Source organism: Spirosoma areae, assembly GCF_054781775.1.
Map to the genome: position 1 here is coordinate 119,285 of NZ_BAAGTT010000054.1, position 18,768 is coordinate 138,052.

Annotated in this window: 12 protein-coding genes; 6 read left to right on the forward strand and 6 right to left on the reverse strand. The window is 50.6% G+C overall.

The window, feature by feature from the left end:
• Window positions 1-84: 84 nt before the first annotated feature.
• Complete coding sequence (locus ACYVI1_RS30895) at window positions 85-4,134, forward strand: S8 family serine peptidase (protein WP_460915470.1); 4,050 nt, start codon at window positions 85-87, stop codon at window positions 4,132-4,134.
• A 369-nt stretch (window positions 4,135-4,503) separates the two neighbouring features.
• The gene (locus ACYVI1_RS30900) at window positions 4,504-6,996 is read left to right on the forward strand and encodes a S8 family peptidase (protein WP_460915472.1); all 2,493 of its coding nucleotides are present in this window, start codon (window positions 4,504-4,506) and stop codon (window positions 6,994-6,996) included.
• A gap of 57 nt (window positions 6,997-7,053) precedes the next feature.
• On the opposite strand, the gene ACYVI1_RS30905 is transcribed toward ACYVI1_RS30900, so the two are convergent.
• Window positions 7,054-8,658 (reverse strand): S8 family peptidase, encoded by a 1,605-nt coding sequence (locus ACYVI1_RS30905; RefSeq protein WP_460915473.1) that lies wholly within the window; start codon window positions 8,656-8,658, stop codon window positions 7,054-7,056.
• 77 nt (window positions 8,659-8,735) lie between these two features.
• Window positions 8,736-9,854: a DUF3500 domain-containing protein gene (locus tag ACYVI1_RS30910; RefSeq protein ID WP_460915474.1), complete on the reverse strand. Its 1,119-nt coding sequence runs from the start codon at window positions 9,852-9,854 to the stop codon at window positions 8,736-8,738.
• A gap of 178 nt (window positions 9,855-10,032) precedes the next feature.
• On the opposite strand from ACYVI1_RS30910, the gene ACYVI1_RS30915 reads away from it, so the two are divergent.
• Window positions 10,033-11,142: an LBF_2804 family protein gene (locus tag ACYVI1_RS30915; RefSeq protein ID WP_460915475.1), complete on the forward strand. Its 1,110-nt coding sequence runs from the start codon at window positions 10,033-10,035 to the stop codon at window positions 11,140-11,142.
• Between the two features lie 64 nt (window positions 11,143-11,206).
• Here the strand turns inward: ACYVI1_RS30915 and ACYVI1_RS30920 are convergent, their stop codons facing one another.
• The 4 genes from ACYVI1_RS30920 to mutY form a co-directional block, all read right to left on the reverse strand.
• Complete coding sequence (locus ACYVI1_RS30920) at window positions 11,207-12,232, reverse strand: phytanoyl-CoA dioxygenase family protein (RefSeq protein ID WP_460915477.1); 1,026 nt, start codon at window positions 12,230-12,232, stop codon at window positions 11,207-11,209.
• A gap of 110 nt (window positions 12,233-12,342) precedes the next feature.
• Complete coding sequence (gene gldE, locus ACYVI1_RS30925) at window positions 12,343-13,683, reverse strand: gliding motility-associated protein GldE (protein ID WP_460915479.1); 1,341 nt, start codon at window positions 13,681-13,683, stop codon at window positions 12,343-12,345.
• Window positions 13,684-13,722: 39 nt separating this feature from the next.
• Window positions 13,723-14,253 (reverse strand): single-stranded DNA-binding protein, encoded by a 531-nt coding sequence (locus ACYVI1_RS30930; RefSeq protein WP_460915481.1) that lies wholly within the window; start codon window positions 14,251-14,253, stop codon window positions 13,723-13,725.
• Window positions 14,254-14,326: 73 nt separating this feature from the next.
• A complete protein-coding gene (gene mutY, locus ACYVI1_RS30935) occupies window positions 14,327-15,415 on the reverse strand; it encodes an A/G-specific adenine glycosylase (protein WP_460915483.1) in 1,089 nt (362 codons plus the stop codon).
• A 139-nt stretch (window positions 15,416-15,554) separates the two neighbouring features.
• On the opposite strand from mutY, the gene ACYVI1_RS30940 reads away from it, so the two are divergent.
• The 3 genes from ACYVI1_RS30940 (at window position 15,555) to ACYVI1_RS30950 (ending at window position 18,758) form a co-directional block, all read left to right on the forward strand.
• Complete coding sequence (locus ACYVI1_RS30940) at window positions 15,555-15,857, forward strand: HU family DNA-binding protein (protein WP_460915485.1); 303 nt, start codon at window positions 15,555-15,557, stop codon at window positions 15,855-15,857.
• Window positions 15,858-15,932: 75 nt separating this feature from the next.
• Complete coding sequence (locus ACYVI1_RS30945) at window positions 15,933-16,793, forward strand: tetratricopeptide repeat protein (protein ID WP_460915488.1); 861 nt, start codon at window positions 15,933-15,935, stop codon at window positions 16,791-16,793.
• Window positions 16,794-17,195: 402 nt separating this feature from the next.
• Window positions 17,196-18,758: an Rne/Rng family ribonuclease gene (locus ACYVI1_RS30950; RefSeq protein WP_460915489.1), complete on the forward strand. Its 1,563-nt coding sequence runs from the start codon at window positions 17,196-17,198 to the stop codon at window positions 18,756-18,758.
• The last annotated feature ends 10 nt before the right edge of the window (window positions 18,759-18,768 follow it).

Consider the following 18,768-nt stretch of genomic DNA (forward strand, 5'->3'; position numbering starts at 1 on the left):
ATATTCCGCAACAGAAGCCTCCCCTTTTTCGTATTTAATAAATACCCTCATTATTGATCTGGTATCCTCTGCGTATCCATTTGTATGCCTCAACGTTTATGGTTCTGCAAAGTCTGTCTCCCGGCCATTCTTCTGGTTGTATTAACCATCGAATCGCTGTTGGCGCAGTCGTTACCGCAATACAGCACCCAGCAGCGGGTGCGGCAGGCAGCCCTGCAAAAATCAATCGAGCAGGTTCAGACTGAGAACTACCGGCAGGCAGTGGCCCTTGCTCAACGGCTGAACCGCCCCCTTGAACAGCGCTCGGCCACGGGCCGGGTCGTTGTGTTGCGGGGCATCAGCAACCGGGGCGAACTTCTCTACGACGCCACATATAGCACCACAAGAGCAGCCCAAAGCACACGCACAACCTCGCTCTATGCGGGGGGCAGCCTCGGCGTATCCTTGTCGGGCAGTACGTTGACGGATAAACTGGGTATCTGGGATGGTGGAAAAGTGCGTAACACGCACATTGAATTTCGCAACAGCCTATCAGAAAGTCGGGTAGCGCAGATCGACAATGCTACGACGCTATCCAGCCACGCTACCCACGTTGCCGGTATTATGATGGCGGCTGGCATCAATCCGCAGGTAAAAGGCATGGCGTTTGGCGCCAATCTGCGGGCCTACGACTTCAGCCGGGATGTGAGTGAGATGAGTGCAGCAGCAGCTAACCTGCTTATTTCCAATCATTCCTACGGGTCCAATGCGGGCTGGATACTCAATGAAGACCGGAGTACGACTAACAAATGGGAGTGGTGGGGCGATACGACCATCAGCAAGACTGAAGATTATAAATTCGGATTTTATAACGATGCCACCGCTTCGTGGGATCAGATTGCTCAAAATGCCCCTTATTACCTGATTGTTAAATCGGCGGGGAATGATCATGGGGCAAACGGGCCCGGCGCGGGGCAGCCCTATTACCTGGGCAGCAGCAATGCCACCAGCACGGCTCCCCGCAAAGATCAGAACGGCTACGACCAGATACCCACCTACGGCACAGCGAAGAATATTCTGTCGGTGGGCGCCATCAGTAACCTCAACTATGGCTATAACCAAACCTCCGACGTGGTGTTGAGCGGCTTCACCAGTTGGGGGCCAACGGATGATGGGCGCATTAAACCCGACATTGTGGGCATTGGCGTTAGTATCCTCTCATCGAGTTCGGAAACTGACAGCGCCTATGTGGTGTATAGTGGCACGTCGATGTCGTCGCCCAACGTGGCTGGCTCCCTGCTGCTGTTGCAGGAATTATTTTCGCAGCGGAACAAGGGCCGGTTTTTGCGTTCATCTACGCTGAAAGGGCTGGCACTGCACACCGCCGACGAGTCGGGCAGTGCGCCCGGACCCGACTACCGCAACGGATGGGGGCTCCTGAACGTTGAACGGGCCGGGCAGGCCATTTTAAACACGGATCAGAGTTACCTGATCGATGAACGAACGCTAAACCAGAGCGAAGTCTATTCCTTAACCGTCGTGGCGTCGGGGCGCGGGCCACTCGTCTCAACCATCTGCTGGACCGACCCGGCAGCAACGGCTACAGTTTCCTCAACGGCAACCGTAAATGCCCGAACGCCTAAACTCGTTAATGACCTCGACATTCGCATCAGTGATGGCAAAAGCAGCACTCAACCCTGGATACTGGACCCAAATAATCCGGCAGCAGCCGCTACACGGGGCGATAATATCCGCGACAATGTGGAGCAGGTGCTGATTGCGAATCCGATACCGGGCAAATCCTACACCATCACGGTTGCCCACAAAGGCACATTAAGCGGTATCAGGCAGGACTATGCCCTGCTGCTCAGTGGCGTTGGTGGCAACGCCTATTGCGCGTCGTCCGCAAGTTCAATGGCGGATAGCAAAATCAGCCGGGTACAGTTGGGGAGTATTAACCAGGCTGGCGCCGATGGCTGCACGACCTATACCGATTTTTCGTCCGTAACGACGCCCATTCAGCCCGGCCAGCAGCTTCCCCTAACAGTATCGCTCGGCACGTGTGGAGCCACCAAAAATGTGGTCGTGAAAGCCTTTGCCGACTGGAATCTGAACGGCAGTTTCGACGATCCAGGTGAAACGGTAGCCACGTCGGGTGTGCTGACCAATTCGGCCCAGTTTACGGCAACGGTATCTGTTCCTGCAACCGTACAAAATGGTCAGTTTGTGCGCCTGCGTATTGTTGCAACCGAAACCGACACCCCAACGGCGGTGAATGCCTGCGGGAGCTACGGCAATGGTGAGACCCAGGATTTTCTGCTAAACATTGTGCAAACTGCCAACGACGTGGGAGTCAGCGCGCTCGTTTCACCTGAGGCTAATTTTTGTGGGCAAACCAATACTGATGTGACCGTAGCGGTGCGGCTTCGCAACTATGGCACCGCTAATCAAACCAACGTGCCGGTCAGCGTAAAAATAACGGATGCTGCCAATGCCGAGGTTGCCACACTAACCGGTACGGTTCCGACAATAACGGCGTTTCGGGAAAGTCTGCTGACATTGTCCTTACCCGCAACGGTCATGTTAGCAGCCGGGCAGACGTATCGCTTTACCATTACAACGACCCTCGGCACCGATCAGAACGCTGGCAATAATACCGTTACCGAAACCCGCACAACTGCCCCCGCTGCTGTCAATGGCCTGTTTACGGCCGCACGCTGCGGAAGCGATTCGGTCATTACGCTGCGAAATACCGGGAGTGGTACGGCCTATTGGTACGATGCACCAACAAACGGCAGTCTGCTGGCGGCAGGGAATCAGGTGGTTGTGAAAACGCTGCCAGCCAGTGGCGAGTTTTATGCAACGCTGAATAATTTTTCCGGCACCGTGGGTCCCGCCGACAAACGGGTATTCGGTGGAGGCTCCTACAGCGGAAATTTTGGCCCCGCCCCACTCATCAGTACAACCGTACCGATAGTTCTTGAAAGCGCACGGCTTTACATCGGCGATGCCGGACAAATAACATTTACCGTGCGGACGTTCGACAACACGGCAATTTCGAGTGTCACACTCGATGTATCCCCTACGCGAAACCAAAGCCTGACAGCCACCACCAATAGCCAGTTAGTCGATGACCCCAACGATCAGGGGGCCATCTATCCACTGAATCTGCGTATTCCGGCAGCGGGTAATTATAAGATCACCATTGATTACAGTGGTGGAGCGTCTATTTTTCGGAGTAACATTGGGGTCAACGGATTTCCCTACCAACTAACAACTCAAACCGGCCAGCCACTTGTCAAGATCAAGGGGGCTCAGTTTAATGCCGACACCGTAAAAACCGCCTGGTATTATCTGTATAATCTGCGGGTTCGGTCGCTGGACTGCCCGGCCCCGCAGCGAACGGCGGTTCTGCCCACCACAGGAACGACGCCAACAGCCTCCATTACTCCCAATCGGTCGACCAGTTTCTGTCAGGGAGCAAGTGTAGTGCTTCAGGCAACTATGGGTAGTGACTTAACGTATCGCTGGTATCTGGATGGGCAGCTTATCAGTGGAGCCACCACCAGTAGCCTTCAGGCGGCTGCGTCGGGCAGTTACGTGGTGGAGGTGGCAAATATCTGTTCACCAGTACGGTCGGCGGGCGTTCAACTGGATGCCCTGACGGCACAAACGCCAACGGTAACGACCAATGGCTTCACACTCACAACAAACGCGGTGTCGGCCATTCAATGGCTATTCGATGGGGTAGCCATTTCGGGCGCAACGGGGTCAAGCTATGCAGTTGCAAAAACGGGGCGGTACTCGGTAAGAGGCAATGTGAATGGCTGCGGAGAATCTATTTCCAATGAAGTTTACCTGGCTATTCTGGCCGCCGAACCCGACCCCGCCGATGGCGACCTGCTTGTGTACCCTAATCCCGCAACAAAGCAATTCACCGTTTCGATTCCGGCGTTGGTGTCCCCTTACTCGGTGCCGACTCTGCGGCTAACGGATGTTCAGGGTCAAACGGTTCGAACAGCGGTCCTACAACGAGAGGGAAAAAGTTATTCAGCGGTAGTCGATCTAACCAGCCTGCAGGGCGGTACGTTTTTTGTGGTTATTGAAGACGACCGGAGGCAGCGTCTTCGGGTGAAACGAATTCGTGCGTACTAACCTCTACTCCATCTGATACTCCTCTACCAACACAGTACGTTCAGTCAAAAACCGGCACAGGACAATGGAGGGCGCTTATTTCCAGTTGTTCTGTGGCTTACGCTGCTGTTTCTGCCCGGCGCCCGCAACCAGGTTTGGGCACAATCCGCTGGCAAAATATCGGCCTCACACTGGCAAATTGAACTGACCGAACGTTACACGCAACTCCAGAAACGCACCCGTTCATTAGCGCAACAGCACGGCTGGGCTCTCCACAAAAACTATTCCAATAGCCGCATTCTTCAACTTCAGGAGATTGACGAGGTAGGCGGGCCAATTTATTATACACTTCATAATACGGAAGCCGCACGCGGCAGCCGAACGCTGGCCTTGCAGGGGTTTGGCACCTTGCCCATTGCCTTGTCGGGCAATTCGGCCCTGATGAATGGACGGCTGGGCTTGTGGGACGGAGGCCGGGTATTAACGTCGCACCAGGAACTGGGCACGTCACGAATTGCCCAGAAAGACAACCCTACCGCACTCAGTAACCATGCAACTCACCTCGCCGGAACGCTGGTGGCGCAGGGCATTAACCCGTTGGCAAAAGGTATGGCCTATGGCGCACAGCTATCAGTCTGGGACTATGCCGACGACATGACCGAACTGGTTGCAGCCGCGCCGAACCTGCTCATTTCCAACCACGCTTATGCCCCCGTAACGGGGTGGCTCTTTAACGCATCCCGGCCCGGTACCGACTCCAACCTGAAATGGGAATGGTGGGGAAATACAAGTATCAGCGAGACGGAAGATTATCTGTTCGGCTTTTATACCACGAAAGCCCGCGACCTGGACCGGGTGGCTTATAACAATCCATTTTATCTGATGGTCCGGTCGGCCGACAACAAACGCAGCGAGACCGGTCCACCGGCCAATACCGTGTATTTTCTGAAAAACACATCCACACAAAGTACACTGGCCCGGAGCCGAAATGATGCGTATGACGTTATTCCGGCGGAAGCAACGGCCAAAAATGTACTTACAGTGGGGGCGGCCAACGTAGGCTTCACGGGTCAGAATCAACTCATTCCGCAGGGTTCAACGTCCTTCAGCGGCTGGGGGCCTACCGACGACGGACGCATTAAACCGGATTTGCTGGGTATTGGATCCGATGTTTTCTCCACATTAAGCACGTCCACTACGGAGTACGGGATTTATGGTGGCACGTCAATGGCATCAGCCAACGTATCGGGTACGTTGTTTTTGCTCCAGGAACTATACGCCCGGCAGCGCGGTCCGGGAATGCCCGCAACCGGGCAATTTATGCGGGCTGCTACCCTGAAAGCGCTGGCTCTGCATACCGCCGACCGACCGACTCCAGCCGCCGGACCCGATTATCGTCAGGGCTGGGGCTTACTCAATGCCGAAGCAGCCGCCCGGTTAGTGCTCAATGAAGAGTTGGCGCACCAGATTCTGGAACAAAGCTTACCAGCAGGCAGCAGTTTTAGCCGCTCCGTGGTGGCGCAGGGAAATGAGCCGCTCGTAGTTACGCTGTGCTGGACTGATCCAGAAGGATTAGCGACACCTGTTGCCGCCAGTTCATTGAACAGTCGAGCCCCGAAACTTGTCAACGACCTCGACCTGCGTATCAGCGATGGCAGCGTCAGTGTTCAGCCGTGGGTGCTTGATCCAGGCAATCCATCGGCGGCTGCTACACGGGGCAACAATAGCCGCGACAATGTGGAGCAAGTCTACATTGCGAATCCGACTGCCGGGAAAACCTATACAATTTCTGTCTCGCACAAGGGTAAAATGACGTACACCAGCCAGCCTTTCTCCCTAATTATGAGCGGTCTGCGCCGGAAAAGCTGCCAGCTAACAGCCAGTGTTCAGCCAAAGAGGGACACGACTATCTGCGCTGGAACAGCATTACCACTACAGTCGGAGAATCAATCGCCCGGCTTGAGTTACCAGTGGCTACGCAATGGAACTGCGCTGCCTTCTGCCACCAATCCTGTTTATCTGGCTACTCAGGCTGGGTCATACCTGCTGCTGGTAAAAGACAGTCAGGGTTGTTCGGCCAGTTCGCAACCCGTGCAGGTGCAGCTACAAACGCCTACGATAGGTCTGACACCCCAGGGCGACCAGTGGCTCTGCGACAATCAGGAGTCGGTTCAACTACAGGTTGGCGCCTTGACCGGCAACTCACAAAACGGGACAGTTATTGAATGGTTACGCGACAAATCGGTTATTGCCCAGGCACACGCAGCAAGTTTTACGGCTACTCAGCCGGGCAGCTATCAGGTGCGGGTAACCCAGAACGGGTGCCAGTCTCTCTCAACAGAAACAAAGGTGCTGGCCAGTTCGGTCAATAACCTCGATATAGCCCCTCATGAAACGACACTGATGCTTCCGCAGGGGGCCTCAGTCCTGTTAAAAGCACCGCTCGATAGTTCCTACAGCTACCAGTGGTTTCGGAATGACCAGGCGTTGGCTAATGCTCTTGAGTATCAGTTATCGGTGGTTCAGGCTGGCACCTATAAGGTGCAGATTACCCAGCAACATTGTGTAGGCTGGTCCAGCAGCCGATTCGTACAAACCGCCCTTCTGACGGCGACGACTCCCGACCCCGACGGTTCGTTTAGTGTGTACCCCAACCCCGCCGAAACCACGCTTTCTATTCGCTACATAAACCTACTCACTAAACAGGTTGACGTGGACCTGTCCGACCTGCGGGGTACTTTACGCCAACCTACATATTCTATAAAAGCGCAGAACGGACAGATCAACAGCCAGTTATCCATCCAACATTTACCCCCCGGCCAGTATATTATCAGACTGACCGATGGGCTGACGACGCAGGTGCGGCAGTTCATAAAAAAATAAAACCGGTCCACTGTAGCTTATTGCCAGAATGGACCGGTTTTATTTTATCTGTCGGCTCTACTTTCCTTTTCCCGCACCGGCTTCCTGGGTGAGGGCCAGTTTCACGGCTTCATACAAGTTGACAACCCCGCCCGTTTTCGACAGACTGGCGAAGTCAACCAGTTCAGCCGATTCGGGTTTGTTCACTTTCAGAACATAAGGTGTTGCCGATTGCTGAATAATCCGCTTGATGTCGGCAGAGGTCAGTTTCGGAAAATACGACTTCAGGACAGCCGCCACGCCGGACACAACCGGTGAGGCCATGCTCGTGCCGCTGTTGTTTTCGTATTTGCCGTCTGGCACAGTCGAGAAGACATCCTTGCCGGGTGCAAACACATCGACCGTTTTCTGACCATAGTTTGAGAAACTGGCCACCAGTTCACCTGTTTTGTGTTCGCTGCTTGCTCCGACTGTGATCAGGTTCGGGATGGTGGTTCCATCCATAAACCGGGGCGATGGATAACTCGCATCAGTATCAATATTTTTACCATCGTTGCCAGCGGCCTGAACGATCAGCACATCTTTCGAGAGCGCATATCGCTCGGCGTCCTCAACAGCTTTGCGCTGGGGCGAGTAGTCTTTGCCGAAACTCATGTTGATAATCTGTGCGCCGTTGTCTACCGCATACCGAATGGCATTGGCAACATCCTTATCGCGCTCATCGCCATCCGGCACCGCCCGAACACCCATAATCTGCACGGCGTCGGCAATGCCCAGTATGCCCAGATTATTGCTGCGGTCGGCGCCAATAATGCCCGCTACGTGCGTGCCATGATGGGCATCGGGACCTGCAATGTCGGCATTGCCATAGTCGCGCTGGCTCAGATCTTCGGGATTATCGCCAACCGCCGACCGTCCGTCGAAGTCAGGGTTGTAATTATACTCCGCGCGTGACTTAAGCTGGCCATTTGCTTTATCAAGTTCATCCAGAACGCCCTCGGCATCGGCAGCTCCCTGCTGCCGTAATAGCTGTAGAACACCCTGCGTTGGTTGCTTCAGGGCAACATTTGTGAGCGTATCGGTGGCTTTACGCAGGGTGAGAGTGTCCAATTTCGAGACGTTCAGTGCTTTTTTGAGCATCGTAACGGCCATCGAAAACTGCGTGTAAAACTGGCTGATACTTTGGTACTGCGCCTTATATTGCGCCTGATTTTTCTCGACTTCTGCTTTGGTTTTCACATACAGGTCGTACTCTTTCTGCTGGTCGGGTGTTAGCGACTTGCGGTCCTTGCCTTCGTATTTCGGCTTCAGTTTTACGTAAAGCCGGGTCACTTCGGCCGTTTCATAACCGACATTACGGCCATCCTTACCACCAATGAAGTTCCAGCCGTGAATATCATCGGTATACCCATTTTTGTCATCGTCTTTACCATTTCCGGCAATTTCTTTCGGATTCGTCCACAACACCCGGCGAATGTCTTCGTGGGTCGTGTCGATGCCGCCATCAATTACGGCCACCACAACAGGCGTAGGCTTACGATCTTTAAGCAATTCGCGATAGGTGCGCTCAACGCTAATGCCAGCGGTGCTATCGGTTTTATCGAGCAGATACCACTGCGTTTGTTGCGCCGAAGCCGCTATAGAGAGCAGACAAACCGACGCACTGAGGAGGAGTTTCTTCATAAATTGTTAACAAAAAAATCTTCACAAATTACGAAGAAACACACTGATTAATAGCTTAAAATTTGTTAAAGCCTCTTTTATGGCTTGTCATGCTTTGTGGTCTGGTAATGTTGCTGTAGTAAATCTTCGCCGAAATCATTGGTCAAATCCCGCACAACCGTATGGATGTGATTCGCATTTGTTTGCGTGTTATCATACTCAATTAGAATGGTTGGGCCATGAATGCGATAATACCAGCCTTTTCCGGCGCCTAACTCTGGCGTTAGATCGCCTGCCCAGGCAAACCGCAGGCTATCTAAACCGGCTTTTTCCAATTTATCCATTTGCTGTTTCGCCAGCGTAATCCGGTAATTAGTGAGATAGGACTGGAGCAAGCCTAAAAATAATTTCCGCTGACTGGCGTTCATCTCGGCCAGCTTCAGCCCTTCCATCTTCTCTAACGATGCGCTGCGCTTGTTGCTGGTAACCATTTCGGGATACGCCACTGTGGCCACTACCGCCTTGTTCCGCTGGTCGGGATTCAGTGAGTTAAGTAAGGCAAATGCCTGTTCGGTTTCCACTTTAAATATCTGCCGTCCCTTCTGGGGTAAATTCTTCACGCGCGAGTCCGCCATGCGTTTGTCGGCCATTGTGGAGTCGTATCGGAGTACACCCGGATTGCTACCAAAAAACGTAGGTGTCTGCCCTAATACCTGGCTCGCTAAGGATAAAAATTGCAGGGACAAATGATGGCCCTCAATGCGCCAGCTCCACGGATTTTTAGTGGCTGGCTCACCGAAAATGGTGAACGAATAATTTTCTGGATCGCGGTAGGTATCGTTTGGCGGGCGATTATCAATGACCCGCAGCACATTTTCCATGTCAATAATGGCCATCGCTTTGTCATATCCCTGCTGGCTCAGGCCCGTTTTGAGCAGCGTCATGGCGGCCTGTCGCTGTTCAGCCGTCATTTGCTTCAGGGGCAAACCCTTCCGCTCGCGGGGAACGAAATGCCAGTTAAACCGTTCAGGATCGTCAAGCATATAGGTTGCCAGTTTCCGTTGCTCTGGCGAGAGCGTAGCCAGAAAGGTCGTGGCGGCCTCCAGCATATCATCTTTTACACGCTGCTGAGCAGGCGACGCAGCGGGCGATGAGGTAGCCTGCCCAAATACGCGACTTAGGCACAGCCAGCAAATAATAAGACTATATTTTATCATGATCGGAGTCGGGTTTATAGTTTCTAAAGCAGTCTTCGCTTTGTATTTACCTGTGAGCGGATCTGCCCTTGCAAATAAGTACTTACCTGACTCAGGTATAGGATACTTAGCCCATTTACCAACAACCGCAGCCTTTTGCGAGTTTACCTGAATAACTCACTGTCACCACCTAAAGACCATGTCTACCCGGCCCCCGAACAACAGCATTGGTCCACTCGATCATCTGGCAATGCGTTATTTACGGCACGCACTTGATATGTCGCATCCTTCCGATGAACCGTATGTGATGAACCCGACTGAAAGCCGTGTTATCCGCCGAACCAAGCTCATCATCCTGACGATGGCAGCCCTGCTTGGCACGGCGGGCGTTATACTGCTTTACTGGCCTCAATACGCGTGGCCAGACTTATTTGGCGGTACATCCGTTCGGTTATTCGATCAGGTGTATGAGTTGCCTCTTATCACTATGTTATACGGCTTACTGCTGCTTTATGTGGAGGTAAATTTGCTCATCTCGATTAACATGTGGGGGGTGAAGATGATTATGGACGTGTGTCAGTTTCCCCGGATTCATGATGCTCAATACGGTCGCCATCTGCAATCACTGGCCGATGCGGCCCTCGACAAACAGAACCAGGGCATTTTGCGATTTGGCATTGATCCTTATTTGACCATGCCACCCTGGGGTTTGCCTATTTTTTTTCTGCTGAATCTGGTAAAAGCTGCTTTGAGCAAGTTAGCCCTCACATTTGTGCTGAAACGGTTTCTGGGCCAATATGCGCTCAGACAGCTAACAGATTTAGCGGGCATTCCGATCTATGCTTTTTGGAATGCCTGGGCTTCGTGGCAGGTTCTTCATGAAGCCCAGGTTCGGGTCATGGCGCCAACAACCATTCGCGAATTTGTCCACGAACTGCACGATGAATGGGGCAAGAACGACCAGTTCCGGCCGTTAATTCTGGAAGCGCTGCACCATGTCGCCATTCTGAAACGGCAATACAATTATGCCCACTTTCTGCTGACAGAAACGCTCATCGACCGCTTTGATCTCAACATGGATACAACGCTGACCGGCCATTTTGCCGAACAGGTGCTTCAGGCACCCGTTGCTGTTCGCCGAAGTCTGGAACGACTCCTTGTATTTGGGGTTCTGGTGGATGGCAAGCTTTCGTGGGTAGAGAAAAGACGCCTGCACGAATTGCGCCGGAAAGGAGTTTTAACTTATTCAACAAGTGACATTCGTCGTATTGGCAGTGACTACAACCAGGGGCGCGGTTTGTGGGTGTAAAAATTGACGATTGACGATTTATTGCTGATGCATGAGAAAATCGTCAATCGTAATTCGTCAATTTTTACATGGTTTTGCCAGCCGTAAAAATATCTTCCTGATCGGGCAGGTGCGGATTCACGAATACATCGGCTCCGTTGATAGTGCGTCGAATGGGTTCGGCAGTCGGGCTTTGGCGGTGATGCCGGTAGGCCTTGTCGGATGAGTAATGGCACACAAACGACTTACGGGTTAAGGCTGCATTACGGATCGCATCGCCCCCGTGAGCCAGAGCCGCGTGCCAGATTAACACATCTCCTTTCTTCACTAACAGCGTTTTTTTGACCAATCCCGCTTTCTGACAAGCGGCATCGAGATAATTGGCAAAATCGTTCGGATCGAGCGTCGATTTGTCGTTAAAAAATATCCCGTTGCCAAAGTTGAATTTATTGATCTTATGCGAGCCAGGATAGTAGAACAATGGCCCCGAGTCAATATGAACATCTTCGAGGGCAATCCAGGCAGCGGCTAAGTGGCTTGGAATTTCGGACACTACATACGCAAAATCCTGGTGTGTAGCCTGCTGGCTGCCATACTTAAATAACAGGCTCTGCATCCCAATAACCTTGTCGCCAAAAACGGCTTCCAGAAAGGCAATAATATTCTTATGAAGCATGATTTTCTTGCCAATCACCGAGTTATCATGAAAATCGGTAAATTTTATATAAGGCCCGTTCAGTACCGATTTGGGCACATCTTTCACGGGTTGAACCGGTTTAGACCGATACTCAGGCAGGTCAATCCGCACCAATGTCTGGTAATCTTCATGGTGTTCGATCAACTCTTCGATCTCACTCCACAACTGGTCGAGCCAGGCCGTTTGAATCGCCTGGTCCAGAATAACATAGCCGTTCACCCGCCAGAAACGCATTTTCTCTTCCAGGTCGTAAGGTAGATTTTTGGCGGCCGGATATTGCTTCATGAATGCCGTAATATCGGCATCCTCTTTATCAATCCAGGGAAGCGACGCATGGTCGAATTCAGTGATTACTTTTTCGGGCCTAAGCGTCTGTTTAACAACAGCTTTTAGGGCATTCAGCAAATTGGACATAGGATTGTGGAGGGAGATTTGTCAGATTAAAAGTAGTGGAATACAGACGATCCAACAAAAAAGGGATATAAAATTTAGATCAATGACCTAAATTTTATATCCCTTTTAGCCTATGCTGTTGCTTTAGAGTCAATTTTCTGAACCCGTACTTCATGAATTCGTTTATCATCAGCCGATAGAACGACGAATAAGAACCCGGCATAAGTTATCCGATCACCAGCTTTGGGCAATCGACTGAATAATTCGAGCATCAGTCCACCCAACGATTCACTGTCGCCCTGCATCGCTTCAAAGGTCGTAGTATCAATCGCTAAAATCCGGCAAACATCGGTCAGAAGCATTTTGCCTTCAAAAACCACCGTCCGGTCATCCTCCCGGCGGTAACCAACGGGTATTTCGTCATCGAATTCGTCGTTGATATCCCCAAAAATTTCTTCGATAATATCTTCCAGCGTTATCAGGCCCCGTGTTCCGCCATATTCATCAACGACGATGGCCATGTGAACACGCCGTTTCTGAAAGTCCTGCAACAAATCATCTACCTTTTTATTTTCCGGGATGAAAAAGGCAGGCCGCAGCAACGACTGCCAGCGAAACGAATCATTTTCGTGAATATGGGTCAACAAATCTTTTATGTAAAGAACTCCTTCGATTTGGTCCAGCGATTCGGTATAAACCGGCACCCGCGAATAGCCCGATGCATTAATTTGCGCCAGTAATTGACTGAAGAGCAGGTCATCGCCAACTGCTGAAATATCCAGCCGTGCCCGCATCACCTGCCGCGCCGTCAGATTACTGAAGTTAACAATGCCTTTAAGGATTTCTTTTTCTTCCACAGTAGCATTGGCACCCGTCAGTTCAACAGCCTGACTCAGCTCCTCGACCGACAATTTATAGCCGCGCTTCTCAATCCGCTTATCGATCTGATTACTTAAATTAACTAAAAGCACGGCCAGCGGTCGGAATACGGCTAAACCAAGTTGTGCCAGTGAGGCCGTCCGGCGAGCAACAATGAGATTATTCTGACTGGCATACACCTTTGGCACAATTTCGCCGAAAAGCACAATAGCTATAGTTGTTGCCAGCGTCACACCGGACAGTATCCAACCCGACCCATGCGATACCTGCGAGAACTCCCAGGTCAGATAAGTCACAATCACGACAATAGCAATATTGAGTAAATTATTGAAAATAACCAGCGAAGCTAACAACCGTTTGGGGCGGTCTAAAAGTGTGGCAATCCGCTGATCATCGGCCTGATTGCTACCGCGACAATGAGCGCGGTCATCGGGAGAGAGGGAGAAGAAAGCCGCTTCGGAGGCCGAAACTAAACCGGCCAGCGTTAACAGCAACAAAATCAGGGCCGTATAAGGGCCGTACAAATCAAAATAGGTGCCCCAGCCATCAGCGGCTGAGAGCACCTGTCGAGGAAGGGGGTCACCAGGGTCCATGTAGACTATATCTCGTTCAACAACAGCGCATTTTGCGGGTTAGAAAGGCAAATCATCATCACCACTGTTGCTCTCAAACGGTACCGGTTCAGGCTCCCGGCGGGCAGGTGCAGCCTGTTGGCGGGGCTGGGCAGCCTGCGGGGCTGGTTGCTGGCGTGGGCGCTCGGGCGCCGGGGCTGGCTGAGCCGGGGCCGCCTGCTGGCGGGGTGCCTCATACTGAACATCCTCTTGTCCGGCGTTTGGACTACCCAACAATTGCATTGTGTTTGCCCGAACGCGCAGCGAGGTACGTTCTTTACCTTCTTTATCGGTCCACAACTCGGTCCGCAAACGGCCTTCAACGTAAACCGAATTACCTTTCTTTAAATATTTTTCAGCCACTTTGGCCTGTTCGTTCCATAACTCAACCCGAAACCACTCTGTCTGCTCTACTTTCTCCCCACTCCGGTTCGTATATTTTTCGGTAGTCGCTACATTGAAGGTGGCTACAACAGCGCCCCCATCCAGATACCGCACTTCGGGATCAGCTCCCAGGTTACCGATGATTGTCATCTTATTGAGACTTGCCATACTCGTTAATTCTGTTGGTTATGTATGAAAAATTTAGAATTTAGTGAGAATAAAGATACTAAAATGTACTGGCTTATCCAAACAACGTAGCCAAATAATTTGTAATCAAAACTGGCTTGGGTAGTTTACTAATCGATTCAGGATCATACCATCTTAATTCGATCGGCACCCGACTCTTGGCCACAATCGGCAGGTCAATTAAATAGAATATTGCCCGTATACGCTGATGAGACAGCAGTTGCCTCATCGCTACCGGCGAGTTGACTGAAATACCCTGCCCAACAATAGCCTGAACCGATTCCGGGAGTGGCAAATCCCGTAACGCAAGCGCAGGCTCATCCGTTTCCAGCAAATAAAAGTCGTGCAGATTTTGCCAGATGTCCCGATCTTTTCGCTCACGGAGGGCAATTTTTCCACCGTGCCGGAAAACTAAATAAGCAAAGTACCGTTCGCGAACCGGAGCTTTTTTCGCCTTAACAGGCAAGCGATGCTGTTGCCCCGTTAAGTAAGCCACACACTGCTGCTGAACGGGGCATAGCAAACAATCGGGCGCAACCGGTGTACAGTGAATAGCCCCAAACTCCATGATAGCCTGATTATACGTTGCCGGATCAGTGGCTGATTGGATCAGGTTCATCGCCAAAGTGGCAAATGTTTTTTTGGCCGTTGTTGTCGTAATATCTTCCTTAATACCGAATACCCGTGCCAATACCCGATATACATTGCCATCCACAACCGGCACCCACTCGCCGAACGCAAACGAAGCGATCGCTGCGGCCGTATACGAACCTATGCCCTTCATTTTCAGCAGGTCATGATAAGTTGATGGGAACTTACCGGCCAATTGGGCAGTTACGTACCGAGCCGTCTGGTGAAGATTTCGGGCACGGGAATAATACCCCAGCCCCTGCCAGAGCCGAAGCAATTCCTGCTCATTGGCGTGCGCCATATCGGCAATGGTAGGATAGGCATTAACAAATCGTTCGTAATAGGGTTTTCCCTGTGCAACGCGGGTTTGCTGAAGAATAATTTCGGAAAGCCAGATGTAGTATGGGTCGCGCGTATGGCGCCAGGGCAGGTCGCGCTTGTTTACCTCATACCACTCTTCGAGTGTAGGCGCGAAATGACTCTTAAAAGTGTTAGCGTCTGATTGCCAATTCAAAATAAAACAAAAAAAAGCGTCGTTACCAGTAAAAACGGAAGTGTAGAGTTTTATAATTTATTGGAAACGTCTACCTTTGTGCTCCCTTTTTGAGACCCAGATTTTTAACAACATAGTAAACGTTAAAGTTTAAGAAGTCGTGACGAAAGCAGACGTAATTGCCGAGATCTCCGATAAGACCGGAATTGATAAGGCAGAAGTAACCAACACCCTGGAAACTTTCTTTTCAGTAGTTAAAGACTCGCTGGCCGAGGGAGAGAACATTTATGTGCGCGGGTTCGGCAGTTTCATCAACAAGAAAAGAGCCAAAAAGGTAGCTCGGAATATCTCGAAAAACACCGCAATGGTAATTGACGAGCACTTTATTCCAAGTTTTAAACCCGCTAAGGTCTTTGTTGAACAGGTTAAAACCAGTGACAAAGCTAAAGTAGTAGCTGAGTAAGGAAAGTTGCTCTGAAATGACTACGTGCTGATAGATCAGCATGGTTAAGGCGTTTGCATCGCACGAATCATCTATATGAATAAATCTGTGCTGTTTGTTGTTCTGTTGGCTGCGGCTTTGACGGTGGGGTTGTATACGCTGCCAAAAGTGGTTGTCCGAAATGAAACCAAACAGTTAGGAGGACGTGCGACGCAAACGCCTGCAACCAGCCCTACAGGAGCTACCTCACTCAACGCAACAGCCGGTGGCTCAACCCAGTCGGCTATCCATGAAAAGCCTCTATCGACCGAGCAACAGAAACGCCTGCAAACACTGCAAACTGAGTTTGTGACTGCAAATCCGGCGCAGAAAGAGGCAATTGGTGCGAAATTGATTGCGTTATTACACGAAGCGACTCGTTATGACAGTGCTGCTCATTACGCCAATGAGGTAGTAAAAGTTCTGCCTACTGAACGCAATCTGTTACGCGCCGGCGATGAGTATTTTGAAGCGTATAGTTTCGCTGTCGATGAGAAGAAAGTAGCAGCATTAGGCCAGAAAACCCGTGATTTGTATGGGCAGGCTCTGGTAAAAAACCCGAATTTGCTGTCGGCAAAAGCCAACATGGCCATGACTTATGTCAATACCGATACACCAATGCGGGGAATCATGTTGTTGCGTGAGGTGTTGCAACAAGACCCAACGAACGAATTGGCGTTATTTAACCTTGGTTTATTGTCTATGCGCTCCAATCAGTACGAACGGGCCATTGAACGATTCCGCCAGATTCTGGTGAATAACCCGGCGAGCCGAAAAGCTCAGTTTTATCTGGGGGTAAGTTTAGCCGAGGCCGGTCAGAAAGTCGAAGCGAAACAGGTACTGGCCCAGGTGAAGAAGCAGGAGAAGGATCCGCAGATTCTGGCGGCTATCCGGGAATACGAAGAACGCTTAAAGTAAACGTTATAAACGGCTCGCCGTTGTGGTTATTGAGCTATGTACTCAATAACGTCAGAATTGGGCTTACCAGGTGGTGGGCCGACCAATATTTCAACCTTAAATCATTTATTCATTATGCCTTGCGGTAAGAAACGGAAACGGCACAAGATTGCCACTCACAAGCGGAAGAAACGGCTCAGAAAAAATCGGCACAAGAAAAAATAGTTTGTCGTTTGTATCGGGTCGCCTAAGCGGTTCGTCATTTGTAGTTTAAGGTATTGGGCCAGCAACTATAAACTAAAAACCGCTCCGGCGGCCCGGCACAAACGACAAACTCATTTTATAGAAGCCTCGGCCGGTCTGCAAAGCCCGAACGTGGCTTCTTTCTGTTTATATAGCCATTCTTAACCGTTTATTCATCTTGTGAGTAATGAATTAGTTATCAGTTCGACTCAGAAAGGTGATCGGATTGCGCTCTTGCAAAACAAGAGATTGCTGGAGTATCACGAAGAAGAGTTAGACAGCAGCTTCACCGTTGGCGATCTTTACTTAGGAACAGTCAAGAAATTATCTTCAGGTCTCAACGCTGCCTTTGTGGACGTTGGTCATGAGAAGGACGGTTTTTTGCATTATCAAGACTTGGGCCCGAATATAAATTCGCTCAATAAACTTGTTAAAGATGTAATCGCTAAACGGGTTACTACCGGGCGGATTAGCGAAACGACCTTAGAGCCAGTCATCGAGAAAATTGGGAAAATTGACAAGGTCCTTTCTAAGAATGCGCCCATTCTGGTTCAGGTCGTAAAAGAACCCATCTCAACGAAAGGGCCGCGCCTTTCCTGCGATATTTCAATTGCTGGCCGTTATTTAGTCCTTGTGCCCTTTTCGGATGGCGTTAATTTATCCAAAAAAATTACGGACCGTGCGGAACGGTCACGATTAATACGGCTCATGTCGTCGTTGAAGCCACAACATTTTGGGGTTATTGTACGGACTGTTGCTCAGGATAAAGATGTTGAAGAACTCGATCGGGATTTGCAAAACTCACTCGCTAAGTGGGATCAGGCGATAAAATCGCTGGCCGATGCGAAACCGCGTGACCGGGTATTGGGTGAAATGAACCGGGCTTCGTCGATTCTGCGTGATATGCTCAACGAATCATTCGAGAGTATTACGGTCGATACGCGGGAGTCCTATGACGAAATCAGGGATTACATTCACACCATTGCGCCTGACAAAGAGAAAATTATTAAACTCTATAGTGGCAAAACAAAGGTTTTTGAGGCACTTGGGTTAGAGAAGCAACTAAAGTCGCTGTTTGGCCGCTCGGTAAGTCTGCCTGGGGGCGGTTATCTGATTATTGAGCACACCGAAGCATTGCACGTTATTGACGTGAACAGTGGCAACAAGTCAAATTCTGAAGAAGATCAGGAAGCCACTGCGATCAGTGTTAACCGCGAGGCAGCTAAGGAGATTGCCCGGCAGCTTCGATTACGTGATATGGGCGGCATTATTGTTGTCGACTTTATCGACATGAAGAAGGCAGAGAATAAAAAACTCCTGCAGGATATCATGCGCGATGAGATGAAACCTGAGCGTTCGAAGTTTACGATTTTGCCCTTAACTAAATTTGGCCTGATGCAGATTACCCGTCAGCGCGTTCGGCCAGAGATGAATATAGTTACCCGCGAAGTGTGCCCAACCTGTGGCGGTACCGGCACAATTCAGGCCAGTGTTTTAGTGACGGACGTTATTGAGAATAACCTCGACTATATGCTGACTAAGCAGAATGAGCGGGGAATTTCTGTTTCAATGAATCCGTTCTTGTATGCTTACTACACCAAAGGTATTTACTCAAAGCAGATGCAGTGGTACATGCGCTACAAAACGTGGATTAAAATTATAAAAGATAGTTCGTTGGGTATGGTTAACTTTAAGTTTTTCAATAAATCAGGTGAGGAAATTGAAATTAGTAATAATGTCTGACCAGTAGTAA